General features: G+C 72.1%; 20 protein-coding genes. 1 reads left to right on the forward strand and 19 read right to left on the reverse strand.

Annotation, left to right across the window (positions count from 1 at the left end; genetic code table 11):
- The 13 genes from metK to BEP24_RS18095 form a co-directional block, all read right to left on the reverse strand.
- The gene (gene metK / locus BEP24_RS00565; protein ID WP_065959153.1) at positions 1-1,215 is read right to left on the reverse strand and encodes a methionine adenosyltransferase; all 1,215 of its coding nucleotides are present in this window, start codon (positions 1,213-1,215) and stop codon (positions 1-3) included.
- Positions 1,216-1,220: 5 nt separating this feature from the next.
- Positions 1,221-1,484: a DNA-directed RNA polymerase subunit omega gene (gene rpoZ, locus BEP24_RS00570; RefSeq protein WP_065959155.1), complete on the reverse strand. Its 264-nt coding sequence runs from the start codon at positions 1,482-1,484 to the stop codon at positions 1,221-1,223.
- Between the two features lie 103 nt (positions 1,485-1,587).
- Complete coding sequence (gmk, locus tag BEP24_RS00575) at positions 1,588-2,502, reverse strand: guanylate kinase (protein ID WP_253181516.1); 915 nt, start codon at positions 2,500-2,502, stop codon at positions 1,588-1,590.
- On the reverse strand, positions 2,499-3,398 hold the full coding sequence (gene pyrF / locus BEP24_RS00580) for an orotidine-5'-phosphate decarboxylase (RefSeq protein WP_083229946.1): 900 nt from the start codon (positions 3,396-3,398) through the stop codon (positions 2,499-2,501). The genes gmk and pyrF overlap by 4 nt, the downstream gene beginning before the upstream one ends.
- Positions 3,395-6,673, reverse strand: a complete 3,279-nt coding sequence (gene carB / locus BEP24_RS00585; protein WP_065959159.1) for a carbamoyl-phosphate synthase large subunit — start codon at positions 6,671-6,673, stop codon at positions 3,395-3,397. Before carB ends, pyrF begins: the two co-directional genes overlap by 4 nt.
- Positions 6,673-7,872: a glutamine-hydrolyzing carbamoyl-phosphate synthase small subunit gene (carA, locus tag BEP24_RS00590; protein ID WP_065959166.1), complete on the reverse strand. Its 1,200-nt coding sequence runs from the start codon at positions 7,870-7,872 to the stop codon at positions 6,673-6,675. Before carA ends, carB begins: the two co-directional genes overlap by 1 nt.
- On the reverse strand, positions 7,872-8,414 hold the full coding sequence (locus BEP24_RS00595) for a hypothetical protein (protein WP_083229947.1): 543 nt from the start codon (positions 8,412-8,414) through the stop codon (positions 7,872-7,874). Before BEP24_RS00595 ends, carA begins: the two co-directional genes overlap by 1 nt.
- Positions 8,411-9,766, reverse strand: coding sequence for a dihydroorotase (locus tag BEP24_RS00600; protein ID WP_065959167.1), 1,356 nt, complete (start codon positions 9,764-9,766; stop codon positions 8,411-8,413). Before BEP24_RS00600 ends, BEP24_RS00595 begins: the two co-directional genes overlap by 4 nt.
- Positions 9,763-10,725, reverse strand: coding sequence for an aspartate carbamoyltransferase catalytic subunit (locus BEP24_RS00605; protein ID WP_065959169.1), 963 nt, complete (start codon positions 10,723-10,725; stop codon positions 9,763-9,765). The genes BEP24_RS00600 and BEP24_RS00605 overlap by 4 nt, the downstream gene beginning before the upstream one ends.
- Entirely contained in the window at positions 10,722-11,345 is a 624-nt protein-coding gene (pyrR, locus tag BEP24_RS00610; RefSeq protein ID WP_065959171.1) for a bifunctional pyr operon transcriptional regulator/uracil phosphoribosyltransferase PyrR, read from the reverse strand. The genes BEP24_RS00605 and pyrR overlap by 4 nt, the downstream gene beginning before the upstream one ends.
- Positions 11,346-11,402: 57 nt before the next feature.
- Entirely contained in the window at positions 11,403-11,900 is a 498-nt protein-coding gene (gene nusB / locus BEP24_RS00615; protein WP_253181517.1) for a transcription antitermination factor NusB, read from the reverse strand.
- 10 nt (positions 11,901-11,910) lie between these two features.
- Positions 11,911-12,474 carry an elongation factor P gene (efp, locus tag BEP24_RS00620; protein ID WP_065959173.1) on the reverse strand — a complete coding sequence of 188 codons (564 nt, stop codon included), beginning with the start codon at positions 12,472-12,474 and terminating at the stop codon, positions 11,911-11,913.
- 222 nt (positions 12,475-12,696) lie between these two features.
- Positions 12,697-14,385 carry an AarF/UbiB family protein gene (locus tag BEP24_RS18095; protein ID WP_065959174.1) on the reverse strand — a complete coding sequence of 563 codons (1,689 nt, stop codon included), beginning with the start codon at positions 14,383-14,385 and terminating at the stop codon, positions 12,697-12,699.
- Positions 14,386-14,870: 485 nt separating this feature from the next.
- Here BEP24_RS18095 and BEP24_RS00630 point away from each other — a divergent pair, with 485 nt between their 5' ends.
- Positions 14,871-15,050, forward strand: coding sequence for a hypothetical protein (locus BEP24_RS00630; protein ID WP_065959176.1), 180 nt, complete (start codon positions 14,871-14,873; stop codon positions 15,048-15,050).
- A gap of 20 nt (positions 15,051-15,070) precedes the next feature.
- On the opposite strand, the gene aroB is transcribed toward BEP24_RS00630, so the two are convergent.
- The 6 genes from aroB to alaS all read right to left on the reverse strand — a co-directional run bounded on the left by aroB (position 15,071) and on the right by alaS (position 22,904).
- Positions 15,071-16,153 carry a 3-dehydroquinate synthase gene (gene aroB / locus BEP24_RS00635; RefSeq protein ID WP_065959316.1) on the reverse strand — a complete coding sequence of 361 codons (1,083 nt, stop codon included), beginning with the start codon at positions 16,151-16,153 and terminating at the stop codon, positions 15,071-15,073.
- A gap of 23 nt (positions 16,154-16,176) precedes the next feature.
- Entirely contained in the window at positions 16,177-16,860 is a 684-nt protein-coding gene (locus tag BEP24_RS00640; protein ID WP_366556873.1) for a shikimate kinase, read from the reverse strand.
- Complete coding sequence (gene aroC, locus BEP24_RS00645) at positions 16,857-18,077, reverse strand: chorismate synthase (RefSeq protein WP_065959318.1); 1,221 nt, start codon at positions 18,075-18,077, stop codon at positions 16,857-16,859. Before aroC ends, BEP24_RS00640 begins: the two co-directional genes overlap by 4 nt.
- A 55-nt stretch (positions 18,078-18,132) precedes the next feature.
- Positions 18,133-19,707: an endolytic transglycosylase MltG gene (mltG, locus tag BEP24_RS00650; RefSeq protein ID WP_253181518.1), complete on the reverse strand. Its 1,575-nt coding sequence runs from the start codon at positions 19,705-19,707 to the stop codon at positions 18,133-18,135.
- 87 nt (positions 19,708-19,794) lie between these two features.
- Positions 19,795-20,238, reverse strand: coding sequence for a Holliday junction resolvase RuvX (gene ruvX / locus BEP24_RS00655; protein ID WP_065959320.1), 444 nt, complete (start codon positions 20,236-20,238; stop codon positions 19,795-19,797).
- 8 nt (positions 20,239-20,246) lie between these two features.
- A complete protein-coding gene (gene alaS / locus BEP24_RS00660; protein ID WP_065959178.1) occupies positions 20,247-22,904 on the reverse strand; it encodes an alanine--tRNA ligase in 2,658 nt (885 codons plus the stop codon).
- Positions 22,905-22,936: the final 32 nt, after the last annotated feature.

Consider the following 22,936-nt stretch of genomic DNA (forward strand, 5'->3'; position numbering starts at 1 on the left):
CTAGACGGCTGCGGCGACGAGCCCTGCTGCAGCGCGGAGGGCGTCGACACGGTCGAGCTGCTCCCAGGTGAACCCGGGCAGCTCGCGGCCGAAGTGCCCGTACGCGGCGGTCTGCGCGTACCGCGGCTTGAGCAGGTCGAGGTCGCGGATGATCGCGGCCGGACGGAGGTCGAAGACCTCGAGGATCGCGGCCTCGATCGTGGCGTCGTCGACGTGGCCGGTGCCGAAGGACTCGACGTACAGCCCGACCGGCTTCGCACGGCCGATGGCGTAGGCGACCTGGACCTCGAGGCGGTCGGCCAGGCCCGCTGCGACCGCGTTCTTCGCGACCCAACGGAGCGCGTACGCGGCCGAACGGTCGACCTTCGACGGGTCCTTGCCGCTGAACGCGCCACCGCCGTGGCGGGACGCGCCGCCGTACGTGTCGACGATGACCTTGCGCCCGGTGAGCCCGGCGTCGCCCTGCGGACCGCCGATCTCGAAGCGGCCGGTCGGGTTCACGATGACGTCGACGTGCGACGAGTCGAGGTCGACCAGGTCGAGCACCGGACGGATGACGTGCTCGGTGATCTGCGCGGTGAGCTCGGCCAGCGTGACGGCCGGCGAGTGCTGCGTCGAGAGCACGACGGTCTCGACCGTCTTCGGCACGACGCCGTCGTACCCGACGGTGACCTGGGTCTTGCCGTCCGGACGCAGGAAGTCGAGCTGCCCGGTCTTGCGGACCTCGGCCAGACGCTCGGCCAGACGGTGCGCCAGCCAGATCGCGACGGGCATGTACTCGGGCGTCTCGTTCGTCGCGAAGCCGAACATGATGCCCTGGTCGCCGGCACCCTGGCGGTCGAGCGGGTCGACGCCAGCACCGGAGCGCGAGTCGAGCGACTCGTCGACCCCCTGCGCGATGTCCGGGGACTGCGCCCCGATCGACACCTCGACGCCGCAGGTGCGGCCGTCGAAGGAGACCTCGGACGAGTTGTACCCGATGCCCGTGATGACGTCACGCACGAGCTTCGGGATCTCGACGTAGCCCGAGGTGGTGACCTCGCCGGCGACGTGCACCAGACCCGTCGTCACCATCGTCTCGACGGCGACGCGCGCGTGCGGGTCGACCGTGAGCAGGGCGTCGAGGATCGTGTCCGAGATCTGGTCGCAGATCTTGTCGGGGTGCCCCTCCGTCACCGACTCGGACGTGAAGAGGCGCAGGTTGGTGCTCGTCACCGCGATCAGTCGGAGGGCTGCTGCTGCTTGGTGACGGTCAGCTTGTCCTCGTTGATCTCGTGGAGAGCGACGGACAGCGGCTTGTCGTCGATCGTCGAGTCGACGAGCGGGCCGACGTTGTCGAAGAGCGAACCCTCGTGCAGGTCGGCGTAGTAGTCGTTGATCTGGCGTGCGCGCTTCGAGGCGAAGATGACGAGCGCGTACTTCGACTCCACCTTGGCGAGCAGGTCGTCGATGGGCGGGTCGATGATGCCCTGGGGGTTGGCCATGGTGTCTCCTGTCGGCAGCGGATGCGTGGGGCGCGACGCCGACCGGGGCCGGACTCGCGGGACGCGCTGCCGGAGCTGGCCGGCGGGCGCGGGGACGCCCGTGTCAGGGCGCAGAGAACAAGTCTACGACCTCGCGTGCCGCGGTGCCGACATCGGAGTTCACGATCCGCACGTCGAACTCGTCCTGGGCGGCCAGTTCGACCTTCGCGGTCTCGAGCCGTCGCGCCTGTTCCTCGGCGGACTCGGTGCCGCGGCCGATCAGTCGACGGACGAGCTCGTCCCACGTCGGCGGGAGCAGGAACACGAGCACGGCCTCGGGCATGGCGTCGCGCACCTGCCGGGCGCCCTGCAGGTCGATCTCGAGCATCACCTTGTCGCCGGCGTCGAGCGCACGGTCGATCGGCGGACGGGGTGTGCCGTAGCGGTAGGAGTTGTGCACGACCGCCCACTCGAGCAGCTCGCGGTCGCGGATCATCCGGTCGAACTCGGCGTCGTCCACGAAGTAGTAGTGCACGCCGTCGACCTCGCCGGGACGCGGCTTGCGGGTCGTCGCCGAGACGCTGAGGTTCACGTCCGGGTACTGCTCGCGGATGTACGCGCTCACCGTGCCCTTGCCGACGGCGGTCGGTCCGGCGAGCACGACGAGCTTCGACGCCCCGCGCTTGCGGCCACGTGCGGCGAGCCAGTCGGCGAGGGCCGTCCGCTGCCGGGACCCGAGTCCGCCGAGGCGCTTCGACGGCGCGATGCGGAGCTCGCCCATCACGGCCTCGGCGCGCGCGGGACCGATGCCGGAGATGCTCGTCAGCAGGTCGCGCACCCGCAGGGACTTCTCGGCGGGCAGGTCGGCGTCCGACCAGGCGGCCCGCGCCACCTCGAGGGGGCTGCGCTCCCCCGAGGCGACCTGGGCCTTCACCGCGGCCCGGGCGCGTCGCGCGGCGACGGCTGCGCGGGCGGCGGCGACGCGGTCGACCTCGGGCGGGTTGCGGTGCGCGGGCAGGGCGTCGCGGTCGTCGGTCACGCGGCGACCGCCAGGGCTGTGCGGATGCGGTCCGCACGGTCGCGCACGAGCGCCGCGACACCGTCCGGTCCGTCGACGAGCAGCCCGCGCGACTCGCTCACCAGGACCTGCTCGGCACGCGCGCCGTACAGCGACCGGAGGTCCTCGATGCGGGCGCCCTGGGCTCCGAAGCCCGGGGCGAGCACCGGCGCGGAGCCGATGGCCTGCGCGTCGATGCCGAAGTCGTCGAGGTCGAGGGTGGCGCCGAGCACGAGCCCGACGTCCCCGAGCGGCTGGTCGCCGCCGGTCCGGTTGTCGTCTGCCACGTCCAAGACGATACCGGCCGCCACGCTCCGTCCGGCACGCGGGCCCTCCGCGACGACCGCGGTCTGGAGCAGGCGCGCCTCCGGGTTGCTCGTCGCGGCGAGCACGAAGACCCCGGCGCCGTTCCGGCGCGCGACGTCGACGGTGCCGGCCAGCGATCCGTAGCCGAGGTAGGGCGACACGGTCATCGCGTCCGCCCGGAACGGCCCGTCGCGGTCGAGCCACGCGAGCGCGTAGTCGTCACCCGTCGAGCCGATGTCGCCCCGCTTGACGTCGGCGACGACCAGGAGGCCCGCATCGCGTGCCCGACGCAGGGTCGCGTCGAGCGCACGGTAGCCCGCCACCCCGGCCGCCTCGAAGAAGGCGACCTGCGGCTTGACGATCGCCGCGCGGCCGGCGGCCGCGTCGACCAGGGTCGCGCCGAAGGCCGTCAGGCCGGCCTCGTCGCGGCCGAGCCCCCACGCCGCCAGGGTGGCGGCGTGGGGGTCGATGCCGACGCACAGGGGGGAACGCTCCCCCACGGCGGCGGCGAGCCGCACGCCGAAGGGGGTCGCGCCTCCCGGCCGGTCGGTGACCACGTCGGTCACCGTCACCAGCTCGCGCGCTCGAGCGCGTAGTCCTGCAGGCTGCGCGCGCTGAGCGGGGTGCCGATCGTCTCGATCGCGGCGACCGCCGCGCCGAGCTGCGCGATCGTCGTGAAGAGCGGCTTGTCCGCGGCCACGGTCGCCGCGCGGATCTCGTAGCCGTCGGCACGACCGGCCGCGCCGGACGGGGTGTTGATCACGATGTCGACGGCGTCGCGGGCGAGCAGGTCGACGACGCTCTCGCCGCCCTCGCTGTACTTGCCGACGAGCGTGACCTCGATGCCGTTGCGGCGCAGGACCTCGGCGGTCCCCTCGGTCGCGGTGATCGTGAAGCCGAGTTGCTGCAGCCGGTGCACGGGCAGGACGACCTGGCGCTTGTCGGTGTCCGCGACGCTCACGAACACGGTGCCGCTCGTCGGCAGCCCGCCGTACGCGGCGTCCTGCGACTTGAGGAACGCGCGCGGGAAGTCGCGGTCGATGCCCATGACCTCGCCCGTGGAGCGCATCTCCGGGCTGAGCACCGAGTCGACGACCTGGCCGTCGTGGGTGCGGAACCGGCGGAAGGGCAGCACGGCCTCCTTGACGGCGACCGGGGCCTGCGGCGGCACCGAGGAACCGTCGCGCTCGGGCAACATGCCCTCGGCGACGAGCGCGTCGATGGTCGTGCCCGTCATGATCCGCGCAGCGGCCTTGGCGAGCGGGATCCCCAGCGCCTTCGACACGAACGGGACCGTGCGGCTGGCACGCGGGTTCGCCTCGAGGACGTAGAGCACACCCGCGCCGATGGCGAACTGCACGTTGAGCAGGCCCTGCACGCCGATGCCGCGGGCGATCTTCTCGGTCGCCGCGACCACGCCGCGGATCTCCGCCTTGCCGAGGCCGACCGGGGGCAGGGTGCACGCCGAGTCACCGGAGTGGATGCCGGCCTCCTCGATGTGCTCCATGATGCCGCCGATGTACAGGCGCTCCCCGTCGAACAGCGCGTCGACGTCGATCTCCACGGCGTCGTCGAGGAACCGGTCCACCAGCAGGGGCAGGTCCGGCCCGATGATCGCCTGGTCGGCCATCCGGTCGAAGTAGTCGGCGAGGGCGGTCGGGTCGTAGACGATCTCCATGCCGCGGCCGCCGAGCACGAACGACGGCCGGACGAGCACCGGGTAGCCGATCTCCTCCGCCACGGCGGTCGCGCTCGCGAGGTCGTGCGCCGTGCCGTTGCGCGGCGCCAGCAGCCCGGCCTCCTCGAGGATGCGCGAGAACTGGCCGCGCTCCTCGGCGGAGTCGATCGCGGTCGGCGTCGTGCCGAGGATCGGGATGCCAGCGGCCTCGAGCGGCTTCGCGAGCCCGAGGGCGGTCTGGCCCCCGAGCTGCACGACCACGCCCACGAGCTCGCCGGACGCCGCCTCGGCGGCGATGACCTCGAGGACGTCCTCGGTGGTCAGCGGCTCGAAGTAGAGGCGGTCCGAGGTGTCGTAGTCGGTGCTCACCGTCTCGGGGTTGCAGTTGATCATGATCGTCTCGAACCCGGCGTCGCTCAGCGCGAAGGACGCGTGCACGCACGAGTAGTCGAACTCGACGCCCTGGCCGATGCGGTTCGGGCCGGACCCGAGGATGACGACCTTCTTCCGGTCGCTCGCGGCGACCTCGGTCTCGGTGTCGTACGACGAGTAGTGGTACGGCGTGAGGGCCGGGAACTCGCCGGCACAGGTGTCGACGGTCTTGAAGACCGGGCGGATGCCCAACGCGTGCCGGGCGTCGCGTGCCTCCTGCTCGGAGATGCCGCGCAGGCTCGCGATCTGCGCGTCGCTGAAGCCGTGTTCCTTGGCCCAGCGCACGGTGTCGGCGTCGAGCGTCCCCGCTGCCGCGACCTCGGCCGCGACCTCGTTGATGAGCACGATCTGGTCGATGAACCACGGGTCGATCTTCGTGGCCTCGAAGACCTCGTCCGCGGTGGCACCGGCGACCAGGGCCTGCTGCACCGTCACGATGCGGCCGTCGGTCGGGATCCGGGCCTTCTCGAGCAGGGCGTCCTTGTCGAGCTCCGCCGCCGGGGTGTCCCAGTGGAACGACGAGCCGCGCTTCTCGAGCGAGCGGAGCGACTTCTGCAGCGCCGTGGCGTAGTTCCGGCCGATGGCCATCGCCTCGCCCACGCTCTTCATCGTCGTCGTGAGCGTCGCGTCGGCGGCCGGGAACTTCTCGAACGCGAACCGCGGGGTCTTCACGACGACGTAGTCGAGCGTCGGCTCGAAGCTCGCCGGGGTGACGCGGGTGATGTCGTTCTCGATCTCGTCCAGGCGGTAGCCGATCGCGAGCTTCGCGGCGATCTTGGCGATCGGGAACCCGGTCGCCTTCGACGCCAGGGCCGACGAGCGGGACACGCGCGGGTTCATCTCGATGACGATGAGCCGGCCGTTCGACGGGTCGACCGCGAACTGGATGTTGCAGCCACCCGTGTCGACGCCCACGCGGCGGATGATGTCGATGCCGATGTTCCGCATGTTCTGGTACTCGCGGTCGGTCAGCGTCAGCGCGGGGGCGACCGTGATCGAGTCACCCGTGTGGACACCCACCGGGTCGACGTTCTCGATCGAGCAGATCACGACGGTGTTGTCGAAGTTGTCGCGCATGAGCTCGAGCTCGTACTCCTTCCAGCCGAGGATCGACTCCTCCAGGAGCACCTCGGTGGTCGGGCTCGACTGCAGGCCGTCGCCCACGAAGCGGATGAGCTCCTCCTCGTTGTACGCGAAGCCGGAGCCGAGACCACCCATCGTGAAGGACGGGCGCACGACGAGCGGGTAGCCGAGGTCCTTCGCGAACTCCTTCGCCTCGTCCAGCGTGTGCGCGATGTGGCTCCGGGCGACGTCGGCGCCGGACTCCAGCACGAGCTCCTTGAAGAGCTGCCGGTCCTCACCACGCTGGATCGCGTCGACCTTCGCGCCGATGAGCTCGACGTCGTACTTCGCGAGGATCCCCTCGGCGTCGAGCTTGATCGCGGCGTTCAGGGCCGTCTGGCCGCCGAGCGTCGGCAGGACGGCGTCCGGACGCTCGATCCGGATGATCTCCTCGAGCGAGGCGCTCGTGATCGGCTCGATGTACGTCGCGTCGGCGAAGTCCGGGTCGGTCATGATCGTCGCCGGGTTCGGGTTGACGAGGATCACGCGGACGCCCTCGGCACGGAGGACGCGGCACGCCTGGGTGCCGGAGTAGTCGAACTCGGCGGCCTGCCCGATGACGATCGGACCGGAGCCGATGACGAGGACGGACTCGATGTCTGCGCGCTTCGGCATCAGTTGGCTTCCTTCGTGACGTCGGCTGCGGGGGTGGTCGCGGTGGCGGTCGCCGCGTCGAGCGGCTCGCCGGCACGTCGTGCGCGGACCATCTCGGCGAACCGGTCGAACAGGTACATGGAGTCGTGCGGACCGGCCGCCGCCTCCGGGTGGTACTGCACGCTGAACGCCGGCACGTCGAGCGCGCGGAGGCCCTCGACGACCTGGTCGTTCAGGGAGTAGTGCGAGACCTCGACGCGGCCGAACCCGGCCGGCGACTCGAGCACCTCGCCGAGGGGCGCGTCGACCGCGAAGCCGTGGTTCTGGCTCGTGATCTCGACCTTGCCGGTGGCCGTGTCGAGCACCGGCTGGTTGATCCCGCGGTGGCCGAACGGCAGCTTGTACGTGCCGAAGCCGAGCGCGCGGCCGAGGAGCTGGTTGCCGAAACAGATGCCGAAGAACGGTCGCCCGGTCCGCAGCGACTCCTGCAGCAGCGCGACCTGCGCGTCGCTCGCCGCGGGGTCGCCCGGGCCGTTCGAGTAGAAGAGCGCGTCCGGGTCGAGCGCCGAGAGCTCGGCGGCGGTGATGTCCTGCGGCACCACGTGCACCTCGAAGCCGCGCTCCGCCAGGTACCGCGTGGTCGACGCCTTGACGCCGAGGTCGAGCACCGCGAGCCGGCCGATCTGCTCGCCGACGGCGGGGACGACGTACGTCTCCGGCGTCGACACGATCGACGAGAAGCTCGCCCCGGCCATCGTCGCCTGCGACCGGACCGCGTCGAGCTGCGCGTCCGGGTCGAGCGCTGCGTCCGCACCGCTGAACACGCCGCCCTTCATGGCGCCCGCGTCGCGGATCCGGCGGGTCAGCGCGCGGGTGTCGATCCCCGAGATGCCGACGATGCCGTCGCGCACCAGGTGGTCGTCGAGCGTCGCGTTCGCACGGTGGTTCGACACCACGCGGCTGGGGTCGCGCACCACGTACCCGGCGACCCAGATGCGACGGGACTCGGGGTCCTCGTCGTTGACGCCCGTGTTGCCGATGTGCGGCGCGGTCTGCACCACGATCTGCCCGGCGTAGGAGGGGTCGGTGAGCGTCTCCTGGTACCCGGTCATGCCGGTCGCGAAGACGACCTCGCCGAGGGATCGGCCTCGTGCGCCGTACGCCCAACCGTCGTACCGTGTGCCGTCCTCGAGGACCAGTACAGCCCGTTCGCGTGTCATCAGTTCGTCCCTTCGCCCGCGCTCTGCGGGTGGTCGTTCGTCGTCGTCAGTCCCTGCAGGGCGGCCAGTGCGGCCTGGTCTCCCTGCGGGAACCGGAAGTAGGTGTCGAGGTCCGTCGCACCTGCGGTGCCGGTCGCCGTCCATCGCAGACGGACCAGTCCCCCCGGCTCGACCACGCGGTCGATGGCCGTGGTCGCGCGGTCGGCACCGCGGACGTCGCCGGCCGCGATCCAGCGGTCGGCCACCCCGGCGTGGTGCAGCACCACACCGGTGTCGTGCACGGTCACGCCGCCGCGGCCCCGGAAGCCGAGTCCGCCCGCCGTGATCCGCTCGAGCGGCTGGTCGGCACCGGTCGTCGCGACGGTGAAGCCGTCCCAGGACCCGGCCGCCGGTCCCAGCCCGGCCGGGACCGGGACGGGAGGCACGGCCGCCGTCTGCGCGCGGGTGCGGGTCCGCCAGGTGCGCGCCATCGCGACGAACAGCAGCGCCACCAGCAGCAGCACCACCCCGCCGGTCAGCCAGCGCAGCCCGTCGCCGCTCACCGGAGCGCCGCCGTCGCGGTCGCCGCGGCGGCCGCGACGGTGTCGGTGTCGACGAGCCGGCCGTCGAGCAGCGTCGGGTAGCCCTGGTGGAAGGTCGCGACGACGCGGCCGGGCAGGCGCATGCCGAGGTAGGGCGAGTTCTGCGACTGCCCCGCGAGGTCGTCGACCGAGAACTCGCGCACCGCGGCGGGGTCGTACAGCGTCAGCTCGGCGGGTGCGCCCGCCACGATGCCCTGGCCGTGCCCCTGGACCTGCCCGATCCGCGCCGGCGCCTCGGAGAGCACCCGGGCGACGTCCGCCCAGTCGAGCTGCCCGCTCTCGACCACGGCGGCGTGCACGACGCTCAGTGCCGACTCGAGCCCGACCATGCCGTTCGCGGCGGCCGGCCACTCGCAGCACTTCGCCTCCGCCGTGTGCGGCGCGTGGTCGGTGGCGACGATGTCGATGGTGCCGTCGGCCAGGGCAGCCCGCAGCGCGTCGACGTCCTCGCGGGAGCGCAGGGGCGGGTTCACCTTGTACCGGGCGTCGTACCCGGGCGCACCGTCGACCCCGGCGACGAGGTCCTCGGTGAGCACGAGGTGGTGCGGCGTGACCTCGGCGGTGACGTCGATCCCGCGGGACTTCGCCCACCGGACGACCTCGACGCTGCCGGCGGTCGACACGTGGCACACGTGCAGCCGGGCACCGACGTGGTCGGCGAGCAGCACGTCGCGGGCGATGATCGCCTCCTCGGCCACGGCGGGCCACCCGGCGAGCCCGAGCTCCGACGACAGCCGGCCCTCGTTCATCTGCGCGCCGATGGTCAGTCGCGGCTCCTGGGCGTGCTGCGCGAGCACCCCGCCGAAGCCCTTGATGTACTCGAGCGCCCGGCGCATGAGCAGCGGGTCGGCGACGCAGGAACCGTCGTCCGAGAACACCCGGACCTTCGCCCGCGACGTCGCCATCGCGCCGATCTCGGACAGGTGGGTGCCCTGCAGCCCCTGCGAGACCGCACCGATCGGGCGGACCGTGACGTAGCCGGCGTCGTCACCGAGTGCCTGCACCTGTTCGACGACGCCCGCGGTGTCGGCGACCGGCGACGAGTTCGCCATCGCGTTCACGGCCGTGAAGCCGCCTGCGGCCGCGGCGCGGGACCCGGTGAGCACCGTCTCGGACTCCTCGAAACCGGGTTCGCGCAGGTGGGTGTGGAGGTCCACCAGACCGGGCAGGGCGATCAGCCCGTCGGCGTCGACGACCGTGGCACCGGCCACGTCGAGACCGGACCCGACGGCGGTGATGCGCCGCGCCTCCAGGCGTATGTCGGCACGCGAGCCGTCGACCAGCTGCGCGCCGCGGATGAGGTGGGCGGTCATGCGACGGACTCCTTCGGTTCGTGCTCGCCCGTCAGGGCGAGGTACAGGACGGCCATCCGGACCGAGACGCCGTTCGCGACCTGCTCGACCACCGTCGAGCGGGGGTCGTCGGCGGCGACGCCGGCGATCTCGAGCCCGCGGTTCATCGGCCCCGGGTGCATGATCAGCGTGCGCTCGGACAGCGCCGCAGCGCGGGCCGCGGTCAGGCCGAAGTGCCGCGTGTACTCGCGGGGGTTCGGGAAGAACGCGTCGTTCATGCGCTCCTGCTGGATGCGGAGCAGCATCACGACGTCCGGGTCCTCGGCGAGGGCCGCGTCGAGGTCGTGGTGCACCGCCGCGCCGAACGGGCGGTCCACCGCGGGCAGCAGCGTCGGCGGGGCGGCGAAGGTGACCTCGGCCCCGAGGGTGCGGAGGAGCCAGGCGTTGCTCCGCGCGACCCGGCTGTGCAGGACGTCGCCGACGATCGTCACCCGGACGCCGTCGAGGCCCTTCCCGCGGCTCGCACCACCGTGCAGGCGGCGCCGCATCGTGAAGGCGTCGAGGAGCGCCTGCGTCGGGTGCTCGTGGGTGCCGTCGCCGGCGTTCACCACGGGCACGTCGATCCAGTCGGCCTCGGCGAGCACGCGCGGTGCGCCGGAGGCGTGGTGGCGCATCACGATCCCGTCGATGCCCATCGCGCCGAGGGTCTGCACGGTGTCCTTGAGGGACTCGCCCTTCGAGACGCTCGAGCCCTTGGCGGCGAAGTTGATGACGTCGGCCGAGAGGCGCTTGGCGGCGGCCTCGAACGAGATGCGGGTGCGGGTGGAGTCCTCGAAGAAGAGGTTCACGACCGTCTTGCCGCGGAGGGCCGGGAGCTTCCGGACCTCGCGGGTGTTCACCTCGGCCATCTCCTCGGCGACGTCGAGGACGTGGACGGCCTCGGCGCGGGACAGGTCGGCGGTGGAGAGGAGGTGCTTCACGCTGCGCCCCCCTGCTGCTCGGCGGTGCCGGGCTGCACGGGCTGCTCGGTCGCGCTCGGCTGCCCGGGCGTGCCGGGCTGCACGATGACGACCTCGTCCGTGCCGTCGGTCTCGGTCAGCCGCAGCGTGACCCGCTCGTCCGACGCGGTGGGCAGGTTCTTGCCCACGTGGTCGGCCCGGATCGGCAGCTCCCGGTGCCCGCGGTCGACGAGCACCGCGAGGCGGACCGCGCGCGGGCGGCCGATGCCCTGCAGCGCGTCGAGCGCCGCCCGGACGGTCCGGCCGGAGTACAGCACGTCGTCGACGAGCACGACGACCTTGCCGTCGATGCCGCTCGTCGGGATCGTCGTGCGGTGCGGGGCGCGACCGATGCCGTGCCCGAGGTCGTCACGGTGCATCGTGACGTCGAGGGTCCCGACCCGCTGGTCGCGGTCGTGGGCCCACTCGGGCTCGATGTCGGCCAGGACGCGGTCGAGCCGCTCGGCCAGGACGGCACCCCGTGTCGGGATGCCGAGCAACACCAGGTCCGAGGCACCGTGGTTGGCCTCGAGGATCTCGTGTGCGATGCGTGTCAGAGCACGCGTGATGTCGGACTGCTGCAGGACCGTTCTGGTTCCCACGCCGACCTCCTTCCCCGCCTCACCGGACGGACTTAAAGGACGCTGACGTGGACAACCCTACCGGGACTCCTGGTCCCCTGCGACCGTCCGATCGGACGGTTCCTCGTGCTGCGTGGTGCCGTGGTCGCCGTTCCGACCGGCTGCTCCCCGGCCGCCCGCGACGGCGCCGAGGACGCCGTTCACGAAGCTCGCCGAGTCGTCCGTCGACAGCGACTGCGCGAGTTCGACCGCCTCGGCGATGGCCACCGCGTCGGGCACCTCCGGGTTGTACCGGATCTCCCACACGCCCATCCGGAGGATGCAGCGGTCGAGCACGGGCATCCGGGCGATCGACCAGCCCTGCGCGTGCTCGATGATCACCTTGTCGATCGCGGACCGGTCGTCGTCGACACCGGTCACGATCTGTCGTGCGTAGTCCCAGCTCGAGGCACGCTCGGGCTGGTCGAGGTGCCGCACGGTCTCCGTCGCCAGGACGTCGGTGATCGGGAGCTCACGCACCTCGGCCACGTACAGCATGTCGAGGGCGCGCTTGCGGGCCTTCGAACGAGCACTCATACAGCGTCGCCTAGTTGTTGACGCGGCCGAGGAAGCTGCCGTCGCGCGTGTCGATCTTCACGGTGGTGCCGCTCTCGAGGTACAGCGGGACCTGGATGCGGTGGCCGGTCGCGATGATCGTCGCGTCCTTCGTGCCACCGGACGAGCGGTCGCCCTGCAGGCCGGGCTCGGTCTCGACCTCGGTGACGATGGAGGTCGGGAGCTCGATGTAGAGCGGGTTGCCCTCGTTCATCGCGATGGTGACCATGGCGGACTCGAGCAGGAAGTTCTTGGCGTCGCCGACGACGGTCTCCGAGACGTGGACCTGGTCGTAGGTGTCGGTGTCCATGAACACGTAGGACTCGCCGTCCTGGTACAGGTACTGGTAGTCGCGACGGTCGACGGTCGCGGTGTCGATCTTCGCGCCGGCGTTGAACGTGCGGTCGACGACCTTGCCCGAGACGACGTTCTTGAGCTTGGTGCGGACGAATGCGCCGCCCTTGCCCGGCTTGACGTGCTGGAACTCGACGACCGACCAGAGCTGCCCGTCGATGATGAGAACGGCGCCGTTCTTGATGTCAGTGGTACTCGCCATGGGTCTTCCGTTCGATGGTGTTGTGAAGGTCTCCCGGACGTGCGTCCGGTCCCGGTGTCGGCCGGGGTGACCCGAGCCGACGCCCGGACGAGTCTAGCGGACGGGGGCGGGACGCCCGCAGGGCAGGACGCCCGCGCCGCAGGACCGCCGACGCACGGCGTCAGCGTCGCCGCAGGCGTCAGCGTCCCTGCCGCCGCAGGACGCCCGCGGCACGGCACGGCGTCACCGTCTCCGCCGTGCGATCCACGCGTCGACGGCCGCCCACACCAGCAGCACCACCGCCGTCCCGCCGAGCAGTCCCCCGGCGCTCGCGGTCGACAGCACGGCGTCCGACCGCACGGGCGTCGCCAGGTACACGATCGCGAGCACGCCGGCGCCTGCCCCGAGGAGCACGAGCAGCACCCGACGGACCAGGCCGGCGACGACCTCCCGGTCGCGCCGGTCCGAGAACAGCCGGATCCGGACCGCCAGGTCGCCCTTCTCGACGGCCTCGCCGATCCGGTCGATCCGGCGCGGGAGCTTCCGGAGCGTCGACGCCACGCCGACGAGTTCGCGCAGCGCCAGGTCCCGCACCGCCTTCGGCCGGAGCTGGTCGCGGATCTGGCGACGGGCCAGGTCCCGGGACTCCTCGAGCAGGTCGAACGACGGCGCCAGGGTCCGGAGCGTCCCCTCGAAGATGGCGAGTGCCCGGGCGGCGGCCACGAAGTCCGGCGGCGGCTTGAGCCGGTACCGCCCGAAGACGGCCACGGCGTCGTCCACCGTCTCCACGCCGATGCGGGCACCCGGCCCGAGCTCGTCGGCGACGAACGCGGCGATGTCCCGGCGGAAGTCGGCTTCGTCCTCGGGGTCCCGCACGGGCGCCATCCGGAGCACCCCGTCGGCGATCCGTGCCGTGTCGTCCTGGATGTACCCGGCGAGGAGTTCCTGGACGGTCTCCCGCAGCCCCGGGTCGAGCCGCCCGACCGACCCGAAGTCGATGAGCGCCGGCCGACCGTCCGGCAGGAGCACGACGTTCCCGGGGTGCAGGTCGGCGTGGTAGATCCCGTCGAACACGACCTGTCGCAGGAACGCGTCGAGGACGGCGCGCATCGGCGCGTCCAGGTCGCGGTCGGACCGGACGGCGCGGAGCGCGCTGAGGGTCTCGCCCTCGAGGAACTCCATCACCATCACCCGTCGCGTGGAGAGCTCCCGGTACGGCTCGGGGAACGCCACCGCATCCGGCCGCGCGCTCCGGGCCTGCGCCGCACGCAGCGCCGCGAGGTTCCGCATCTCGGAGGCGAAGTCCACCTGGCGGACCAGGTCGTCGGCGTACTGCTGCGCGACGTCGACGATGCCGACCTGCCGCGCCTCGGCGCTGGTCCGGGCGAGGAACCGCACGACCCGCATCGCGATGTCGACGTCCCGCCGCACCGCCGCGTCGATGCCGGGGCGCTGCACCTTGACGGCCACGGTGGTCCCGTCGGCCAGCGTCGCGCGGTGGACCTGCGCGATCGAGGCCGCGGCGACCGGCTCCGGGTCGAACGTCGCGAACACCTCGTCGACCGGCGCGCCGAGCTCCTCCAGGAGCAGCGCGGCGACCTCGTCGGGGGCGGCGGGCGTCACGCTCCCCTGCAGGTGCACGAGCCCCTCGGTCCACTCCTCGGGGAGCAGGTCGTCCCGGGTCGACAGCAGCTGCCCCATCTTCACGAACCCGCCGCCGGCCTCCTCGAGCGCTCGGCGCAGGTGCTCGGCCTGGTCACGTCGCAGGTCCGCGGTCGCGGGGTCACGGGTGAAGTCGAGTCGACGGAACGGCAGCAGCCGGTGACGGCGGGCGATCGCGAGCAGCTCGGCGAAGCGACGGCCGCGGGACCGCAGGCTCCCGACCTCGACGTCCTGCTGACCGAGGTCGCTCAGGCGGGGCGGAGTGGGCACCGGACCAGTCTGCTCCCCGGCCCTGCGCGACAGCCGCAGCGCCCGTGTTCCTCCACAGCCTGGAGGCGCGGCGCGGCATCCACAGGTCGGCGCACCGCCGTCCTCGCCTCGCCTTCCGGGCCGCAGGATCATCGCATGGAGACAGCAGTCATCGCAGCCGCTCTCGCGGCGGTCGCATCGATCGTCGGTGCGGCGGTCAGCTGGTTCGGCGCCCACCAGGCGCGGCGAACGGCGGTCCGACACCATGCCTGGGACCGCTTCACCTGGGCGCTCGACCAGCGCCCGGGCAGCAGCGCGTACAACATTTCCACCGCTGTACTGCGGAACCTGGCGACGGTAACGTCCTGGCCGAAGGCCGACCGACGCCTCGCGCGTCGCGCCCTCGCCAGCGACCCCGCCGTCGCGTCGCAACCACCACGACCGCCACGACAACCGCCGTCATCGTCACCGTTGCAGACACCGTCACCCGATGAGGAGCCCTCCTGATGTCTCTCCTGAAGCCGCTGCCGGACGCCCTCGACCCCGACCGGGACGACGACGAGTACTGGGCGTGGGAGAACGGCGCCACGGTCGAGGAGTTCCGGGAGTGGCAACGCACCGGGGTGCTCACGGTGTCGATGCGCCTGAAGTGGTGGTGGCGGCGGACACGGCCGACGCTCCGCTGAACCCCTTCGGCGGCGTCGGCCTAGACCCCGACCTCCTGGTAGGCCGTGAACAGCAGGTGGTCCTCGGGTCCCTCGAGCGTGACCGGCTTGCCGACCCCGTCGAGGATGATGAACCGCAGCATCCCGGCCCGGGCCTTCTTGTCCCGACGCATCGTCGCGAGCAGTCCCTCCCACCGGCCGAGGCCGTACGTGGTCGGCAGCTCGAGCGACTCCAGGATCGAGCGGTGCCGATCGACCGTGGCGTCGTCGAGGTGCCCCGTGAGCCGAGCGAGCTCGGCCGCGAACACCATGCCGACGGCGACCGCCGCGCCGTGCCGCCACTGGTACCGCTCAGCGTGCTCGATGGCGTGCCCGAGCGTGTGCCCGTAGTTCAGGATCTCCCGGCGGCCCTGCTCGGTGAAGTCGTCGGACACCACCTGCGCCTTGAGCTCGATCGCCAGCTCGACCACGCGACGGAACTCCGGCGTGGTGGGGTCGGTGACCCGGGCGACGTCGGCCTCGACCAGGTCGAGGATCTCCGGCACCGCGATGAACCCGGCCTTCACGATCTCGGCGAACCCGGTCAGGATCTCGTTCCGCGGCAGGGTCTTCGCGAGGTCGAGGTCGACGACCACCGCACGCGGCGCGGCGAACACCCCGACGAGGTTCTTGCCCTCGTTGGTGTTGATGCCCGTCTTCCCGCCGACGCTCGCGTCCACCATCGCGAGCACGCTCGTCGGGATCGCCAGGAACGCGACGCCGCGGAGCCACGTCGCGGCGACGAAGCCCGCGAGGTCGGTCACCGCGCCCCCGCCGAGCCCGATGACGGCGTCGGTCCGGGTGAAGTCGGCCTGCCCCATCACCTGCCAGCAGAATGCGGCGACCTCGACGCGCTTCGCGCCCTCGGCGTCGGGCACCTCGGCGATGAGCGCCTCGAGCCCGGCGTCCGCCAGCAGCGCGCGGAGTTCGTTCGCGCGGGCGCCGAGCGTCGGCGCGTGCACGATCAGCACCTTCGCGACCCGCGGCCCGAGCAGTGCCGGGACGGCGCCGAGCAGCCCGTTCCCGACCACGACGACGTAGCCGCCCTCGCCGCCGACACGGATCTCGGTGGTGCCCTCCGGCAGGTGGGTGCTCGGGGTCGACTGGTTCACGGGGTCCCTCCGGTGGTGGTGCGACGCCCCGCTCCGGGGCTCGTGTCGGTCGGCGTGCTCGTGCCGGTCGGCGTGCTCGCACTGGTCGGCGTGTTCGTGTCGGCCGGGGTGCTCGTACCGGCCGGCGTGCGGGGGTCGGGCGGTGTGCTTCCCCGCACCCACGCGACGACCTCGTCAACGACGTGCGACATCGGCCGCCGCGAGGTGTCGAAGGTCGCGTGCGCGAGTTCGGCGTACGTCGCCGCGCGTGCGTCCAGGATGGTCTGCCACGCGTCGATGCCGCCGTCCGCCAGCAGCGGCCGGTCGCTGCCGGCGATGCGGTCGGCGACGGCCTCGGGCGAGACGGTCAGCAGGACGATCCGCGCGCCGGCCATCGCCTCGCGGGTCGCCGCGTGCGTGACCGCTCCCCCGCCGACGGCGACGACGCCGCCGCGCGTGACCGCGGCGCGCACGGCCTCGGCCTCGAGCTCGCGGAACGCCGCCTCACCGCGGTCGGCGAAGATGCCGGGGATCGGACCGTGCTCGCGGACGATCGCACGGTCGGTGTCGGTGAAGGACACCCCGAGCGCCTTCGCGACGCGCTTGCCGACGCTGGACTTGCCGGCGCCCATCGGTCCGATGACCACGACCGGCGCGGTGCTGCCCGCGGTGGCCGCCTGCGCCGGTCCCGTCCCGGTCACCGGGCGGCGGTCGGCTCGGTGGTCTCGGTGCGCCGGGAGCGCAGCGTCTCCGGGATCGCGGCCAGGTACCCCTCCAGGTTGCGCTTGGTCTCGGCCAGGCTGTCGCCGCCGAACTTCTCGAGCACGGCGTCGGCGAGCACGAGCGCGACCATCGCCTCGGCGACGACGCCGGAGGCCGGCACGGCGCAGACGTCGCTGCGCTGGTGGTGCGCTGCGGCGTCCTCACCCGTGGTGGTGTCGATGGTGTGCAGCGCGTGCGGGATGGTGGCGATCGGCTTCATCGCGGCACGGACCCGCAGCACGGTGCCCGTGGACATGCCGCCCTCGGTCCCGCCGGCGCGGTCGCTCGTCCGGATGATCTCGCCGTCCTCGCGGTACAGCTCGTCGTGCGCGGCCGAACCGCGACGACCGGCGGTCGCGAAGCCGTCGCCGACCTCGACGCCCTTGATGGCCTGGATGCCCATGATCGCCGCGGCGAGCCGAGCGTCGAGCCGACGGTCCCACTGCACGTGCGAGCCGAGGCCCGGCGGGACCCCGTAGAACAGCACCTCGACGACGCCGCCGAGCGTGTCGCCGTCCTTCTTCGCGGCCTCGACCTCGGTGACCATGCGTGCCGACGTCTCGGGGTCGGCGCAGCGCAGCTGGTCCTCGTCGAGGCGGTCGACGTCGTCGGGCATCGGCAGCGCGGTGCCGTCCGGCACGCGCACGGTACCGACCTGCAGGGTGTGCGCGACCGACCGGATGCCGAGCTCGGCCAGGAAGGACTTCGCGACGGCGCCGAGGGCGACACGAGCCGCGGTCTCGCGGGCCGAGGCGCGCTCGAGGATCGGGCGGGCCTCGTCGAAGCCGTACTTCTGCATGCCGACGAGGTCGGCGTGGCCGGGGCGGGGCCGGGTGAGGGGTGCGCCGCGACCACGGGACATCTCGGTCTGCTCGATCGGTTCCGGGCTCATCACCTCGACCCACTTCGGCCACTCGGTGTTGCCGATGCGGATCGCGATGGGGCTGCCCATGGAGTACCCGTGGCGGACGCCGCCCGAGACGTGCAGCTCGTCCTGCTCGAACTTCATGCGCGAGCCACGGCCGTAGCCGAGCTTGCGTCGCGCGAGGTCGGTGCGGATGGACTCGAACGACACCGGGACGCCAGCGGGCAGGCCCTCGAGCATCGCGATGAGTTCGGGTCCGTGGGACTCACCAGCGGTCAACCAACGAAGCATGCCGCCCATCCTCCCACAGCCCGTGCACGTGCGACGGCCTGCGACGCCCCCGCTGCTACTGGTACTCGGGGTGCGCCCGCAACCACGCTCGGAACTGGGCGACCGCCGCGTCGTGCTGCGCCAGCGTGTCCGAGAACACGGTCTCGCCGGTGTCCAGGTTCACGGTCACGAAGTACAGCCAGTTGCCCGTGGCCGGCTGGGTGACGGCCTTGATCGCGACGTCGCCCGGGTTCGAGATCGGTGCCGGGGGCAGCCCCTTGTGCACGTAGGTGTTGTACGGGTTGTCCGCGTCCGCGCGCTCGGCGTCGGTGGTCGTGACGGTGTGGGTGTTCCCCGTCCCGTAGGCCACCGTCGCGTCGGACTGCAGGAGCATCCCCTTGTCGAGGCGGTTCTGGAACACGCGCGCGACCTTCGGGAAGTCGTCGGCCTGGCCGGCCTCCTTCTGCACCAGCGAGGCGAAGACCACCACGCGCTCCTGGTCGGCCTCGGCGACGCCGGCGGCCTGCAGGTGCTGCTTCATGGTGTCGACCATCGACTGGAAGTACTGCTTCGCGCTCCACCCCGGGTTGATCGGGTAGGTCGCGGGGAACAGCCAGCCCTCGAGGGTCGTCACACCGGCCGGCAGACCGTACGCCTGCACGTCCTTCGCGGCCGAGGACACCTCGTCCTTGCTCAGTCCGGCCTTCGAGACCATGCCGGCCTCGATGTCCTGCAGCGCTGTGCCCTCGGGGATGACGATCGACGCCTGGACCCGGTTCTTCGTGTCCTGCAGGGCCGAGAGCGCCGACTTCGCGCTCATCTGCTTCTTCAGCTCGTACGAGCCGGGCTGGAACTGCACGTCGGGCGAGGTGAGCAGGAGCTTGTAGAACACCTTCGAGCTCTTCACGACACCGCTGCGCTGCAGGGTCTTCGCGACGTCCTCGCCGATGTCGCCCTGCTTGATCGTGATCGTCACCTTGCTCGTGCCCGAGCCGGAGTAGTCGTCGGACTCCTGCGACCCGCTGAATGCCTGCACGACCTGCTGGATCTTGGGCGCGGCGAAGGCGTACGCGCCACCACCGGCCGCCAGCACGACCGCGACGATCACGATGCCCGCCACGAGCGGACCGCGGCGCCGCTTCGGGCGCGGTCCGCGCGGCTGACGGGAGGCTCGCCCACGCCCGCCACGACCGTCGCGTCCGTCGTCTCCCGCGCCGCCACCGCCGTGGCCGGCTCCGTCGCCGCCGTCACGTCCGGATCCTCCCGCGCCGCCGGCGCGAGCCGCACCGGCCGGGACCTCGCCGGTCAGGAGGGCCTGCACCTCGGGGTGCAGCTCGTCGTGGTCACGCGCGACGGGAGCGTCAGCGGGTGAGACGGGCCGGTCCTGCTGCTGCGCGCGGCGTCGCTGCGGCGCGGCCTCGTCCGGCGTGATCGCCTGGTGCGGCACCGGCTGCTCCTGCGGCTCCTGCTGCTGCGGAGCCCTGAGCGCCTGCTCCTGCTCCTGCTCCTGCTGGGCACGGGCCTCGGCTGCACGCGCCTCGCGGCGTGAGCGCGGTCGGACGGTGTCGGTCGGACGGTCGGAAGGCTGGTTCCGCCCCTCGGCGTCGTCGCCGGGCGCGATGATCGCGTTCCAGTCCAGGTCGTCTGCCAACAGATCCTCGGTCTCTCGGGTCGGGGTTCTCCGCCTGGGGTCGTCGGTCCGGGTACGACGGTCGGCGCGGCGTCCCGGGCCGGCCGGTCAGGGGAGCGTGGCGCCTGGGGCGGCGCTGGACGCGCGCTCGTGGTCGAGCGCGTGTTGCAGAATGATAACAGCGGCCGCTTGGTCGATCACGGCCCGCGACTTCTTCGTGTTCCGGCCCGCCTGGTGCAGGCCACGCTGCGCCGTGACGGTCGACAGTCGCTCGTCGACGAGCCGGACGGGTCGGTGCCGTGCCAGCCGGTCGGCGAACGCGCGGGCATCGGCCGTCGAGGCCGTGTCGTCGCCGGACATCGACAGCGGCAGCCCGACGACGATCTCGAGCACGTCGTACTCGTCGGCGATCGCGAGGATGCGACCGACGTCGGTCTTGTCGTCACGACGGACGGTCTCGACCGGGGTGGCGAGCAGCCCGTCCCGGTCGCAGACGGCGATGCCGATCCGGGCGCGCCCGACGTCGACGCCGAGTCGTCGCCCGGACCGCATCGCCACCCTCAGCCCGCCAGACGCGCGGTGACGGCGCGGAGCGCGGCCGGGAGTGCCGCCGCGTCGGTCCCGCCGCCCTGGGCGAGGTCGGGCTTGCCGCCGCCACCACCGCCGAGGACGCCGGCGGCCTCCTTGGCGAGCGGGCCCGCCTGGACACCGGCGGCGCGCGCGGCGTCGTTCGTCGCGACGATCACGACCGGCTTGCCGCTGACCACGGCGCCGAGCACGACCACGGCCGCGGCGTCGCCGAGCTGTGCACGCACGCCCGTGGCGAGGGACCGCAGCTCGTCGCCCGACTGCAGGCCGTCGACGGCCTCCGCCACGACGGTCGTCGAGCCGACGGTGGTCGCCTGCTTCGCGATGGTCGGGACGCGCTGCTGCAGGTTGGCCGACTCGAACTCCGCGATGCGCTTCTGGGCGTTCCGGAGGTCCTCCATCAGGCTCTGCACCCGCGCGGGCAGGTCGTTGCGCGGCGCCTTGAGCGCGCTGGACAGCTGCGACACGATCGTGCGCTCGGCGGCGAGGTCGCGGAAGCCCTCGAGCCCGACCAGGGCTTCGACACGACGGTTCGTCGAACCGACGCTCGACTCCCCCACGAGGTTGACGAGCCCGACCTGGGCGCTCGAGGCCACGTGCGTGCCACCGCACAGCTCGCGGGACCACGGGCCGCCGATGTCGACCATGCGGACCTCGGCGCCGTACTTCTCGCCGAACAGGGCCTGCGCACCGAGGGACTTCGCCTCGTCGAGCGGCAGCACACGCGTCGAGACCTCGAGGTCGGAGCGGATCGCGGCGTTCACGACCTCCTCGATCTCGGAGCGCGTCGCGGTGGACACCGGCTGCGACCACGAGAAGTCCAGGCGCATGTAGCCGGACTTGTTGTACGAGCCGGCCTGCAGCGCCTCGGGACCGAGGACGTCGCGGAGCGCGGCGTTGACGAGGTGCGTGGCCGAGTGCGCCTGGGTCGCACCGCGGCGGTACTCGGCATCGACGACCGTGGTCGCGGCGTCCCCGACCCCGACCTCGCCGGAGCGGACCTGCACGGTGTGGCTCCAGAGGCCGGCGACGGGGCGCTGCACGTCGAGCACCTCGAGGTCGAACCCGTTGCCGACGATCGAGCCCTGGTCGGCGTCCTGGCCACCGGACTCGGCGTACAGCGAGGTCTCGCCGAGGATCACCTCGGCGATGTCGCCGGCGACCGCACGGTCGACGCTGACCCCGCCGACGATGATGCCGAGGATCGCCGACTCGGCCTCGAGCGCGTCGTACCCGAGGAAGACCGTCTCGCCGGCAGCGCGGAAGGCGCTGTAGACGCTGAGGTCGGCGAGGGCGGTCTTCTTGCTCTTCGCGTCGGCCTTCGCGCGGGACCGCTGCTCCGACATGAGCGTCTCGAAGGCCGTGCGGTCGACGTGGACCCCGGCCTCCTCGGCCATCTCCATCGTCAGGTCGATCGGGAAGCCGAACGTGTCGTGCAGCAGGAAGGCGGTGTCCCCGCCGATCGCCGCCGCACCGTCCTGCTTCGCGCGCTCGACCGCGACGTCCAGGATCGTGGTGCCCTGCGCCAGGGTGCGGAGGAAGGTCTCCTCCTCGGCGTAGACGATCCGCGCGATGCGGTCGTACTGCTCGGCGACCTCGGGGTAGGCGTCCTGCATGGCGTCGCGCGACGCCGGGAACAGCTCGGGGAAGGTCGCGCCCTCGACGCCGAGCAGGCGCATCGCCCGCACCGTGCGACGGAGCAGGCGGCGGAGGATGTAGCCGCGGCCCTCGTTGGACGGGGTGACGCCGTCGGCGACGAGCATGAGCGACGACCGGACGTGGTCGGCGATGACCCGCATGCGGACGTCGTCCTCGTGCACCGCACCGTACCGACGACCGGACACGGCCGCGGCACGGTCGAGCACCGGGCGGACCTGGTCGGTCTCGTACATGTTGTCGACACCCTGCTTGATGAACGCGACGCGCTCGAGGCCCATGCCGGTGTCGATGTTCTGGTTCGGCAGGTCGCCGGTGATGTCGAAGTCGATCTTCGACCGCACGTTCTGGATCTGGTACTGCATGAACACGAGGTTCCAGATCTCGACGTAGCGGTCGTCGTCGGTCGCCGGACCGCCGTCGACGCCGTACTCGGGTCCGCGGTCGAAGAAGATCTCCGAGCAGGGTCCGGCCGGGCCGGGCTGGCCGGTCGACCAGTAGTTCGTGTCCTTGCCCAGGCGCTGGATGCGCTCGTCGGGCAGCGTGGAGTGCTGCTTCCAGAACGCGATCGCCTCGTCGTCCTCCTCGTACACCGTGACCCAGAGGTCCTCGGGGTCGAACCCGAGGCCGCCGTCCGACTCCGCCGACGTCAGGAACTCCCAGGCGTACTCGATCGCCTGCTCCTTGAAGTAGTCGCCGAACGAGAAGTTGCCGTTCATCTGGAAGAACGTGCCGTGCCGCGGGGTCTTGCCGACCTCCTCGATGTCGTTCGTGCGGATGCACTTCTGCACGCTCGTCGCACGACGGTACGGCGCCGGCACGAGACCGGTGAGGTACGGGATGAACGGCACCATGCCCGCGACGGTGAACAGGAGCGACGGGTCGTCCGAGACGAGCGACGCGGACGGGACGACGGTGTGGCCGCGGTCACCGAAGAACTGGAGCCAACGGCGGCGGATCTCTGCGGTCTGCATGGTGCTTCCTGATTCAGGTCGGCGGGAGGGTC

Origin of the sequence: Curtobacterium sp. UCD-KPL2560 (assembly GCF_001705035.1) — a bacterium.
In the GTDB taxonomy this organism is placed as follows: domain Bacteria; phylum Actinomycetota; class Actinomycetes; order Actinomycetales; family Microbacteriaceae; genus Curtobacterium.

Excerpts from the sequence above, each read along its gene's own strand:
- rpoZ (WP_065959155.1), bottom strand. The coding sequence starts at position 1,484 with ATGGCCAACCCCCAGGGCATCATCGACCCGCCCATCGACGACCTGCTC.
- carB (WP_065959159.1), bottom strand. The coding sequence starts at position 6,673 with ATGCCGAAGCGCGCAGACATCGAGTCCGTCCTCGTCATCGGCTCCGGT.
- carA (WP_065959166.1), bottom strand. The coding sequence starts at position 7,872 with ATGACACGCGAACGGGCTGTACTGGTCCTCGAGGACGGCACACGGTAC.
- BEP24_RS00600 (WP_065959167.1), bottom strand. The coding sequence starts at position 9,766 with ATGACCGCCCACCTCATCCGCGGCGCGCAGCTGGTCGACGGCTCGCGT.
- nusB (WP_253181517.1), bottom strand. The coding sequence starts at position 11,900 with ATGAGTGCTCGTTCGAAGGCCCGCAAGCGCGCCCTCGACATGCTGTAC.
- efp (WP_065959173.1), bottom strand. The coding sequence starts at position 12,474 with ATGGCGAGTACCACTGACATCAAGAACGGCGCCGTTCTCATCATCGAC.
- BEP24_RS00630 (WP_065959176.1), top strand. The coding sequence starts at position 14,871 with ATGTCTCTCCTGAAGCCGCTGCCGGACGCCCTCGACCCCGACCGGGAC.
- aroC (WP_065959318.1), bottom strand. The coding sequence starts at position 18,077 with ATGCTTCGTTGGTTGACCGCTGGTGAGTCCCACGGACCCGAACTCATC.
- ruvX (WP_065959320.1), bottom strand. The coding sequence starts at position 20,238 with ATGCGGTCCGGGCGACGACTCGGCGTCGACGTCGGGCGCGCCCGGATC.
- alaS (WP_065959178.1), bottom strand. The coding sequence starts at position 22,904 with ATGCAGACCGCAGAGATCCGCCGCCGTTGGCTCCAGTTCTTCGGTGAC.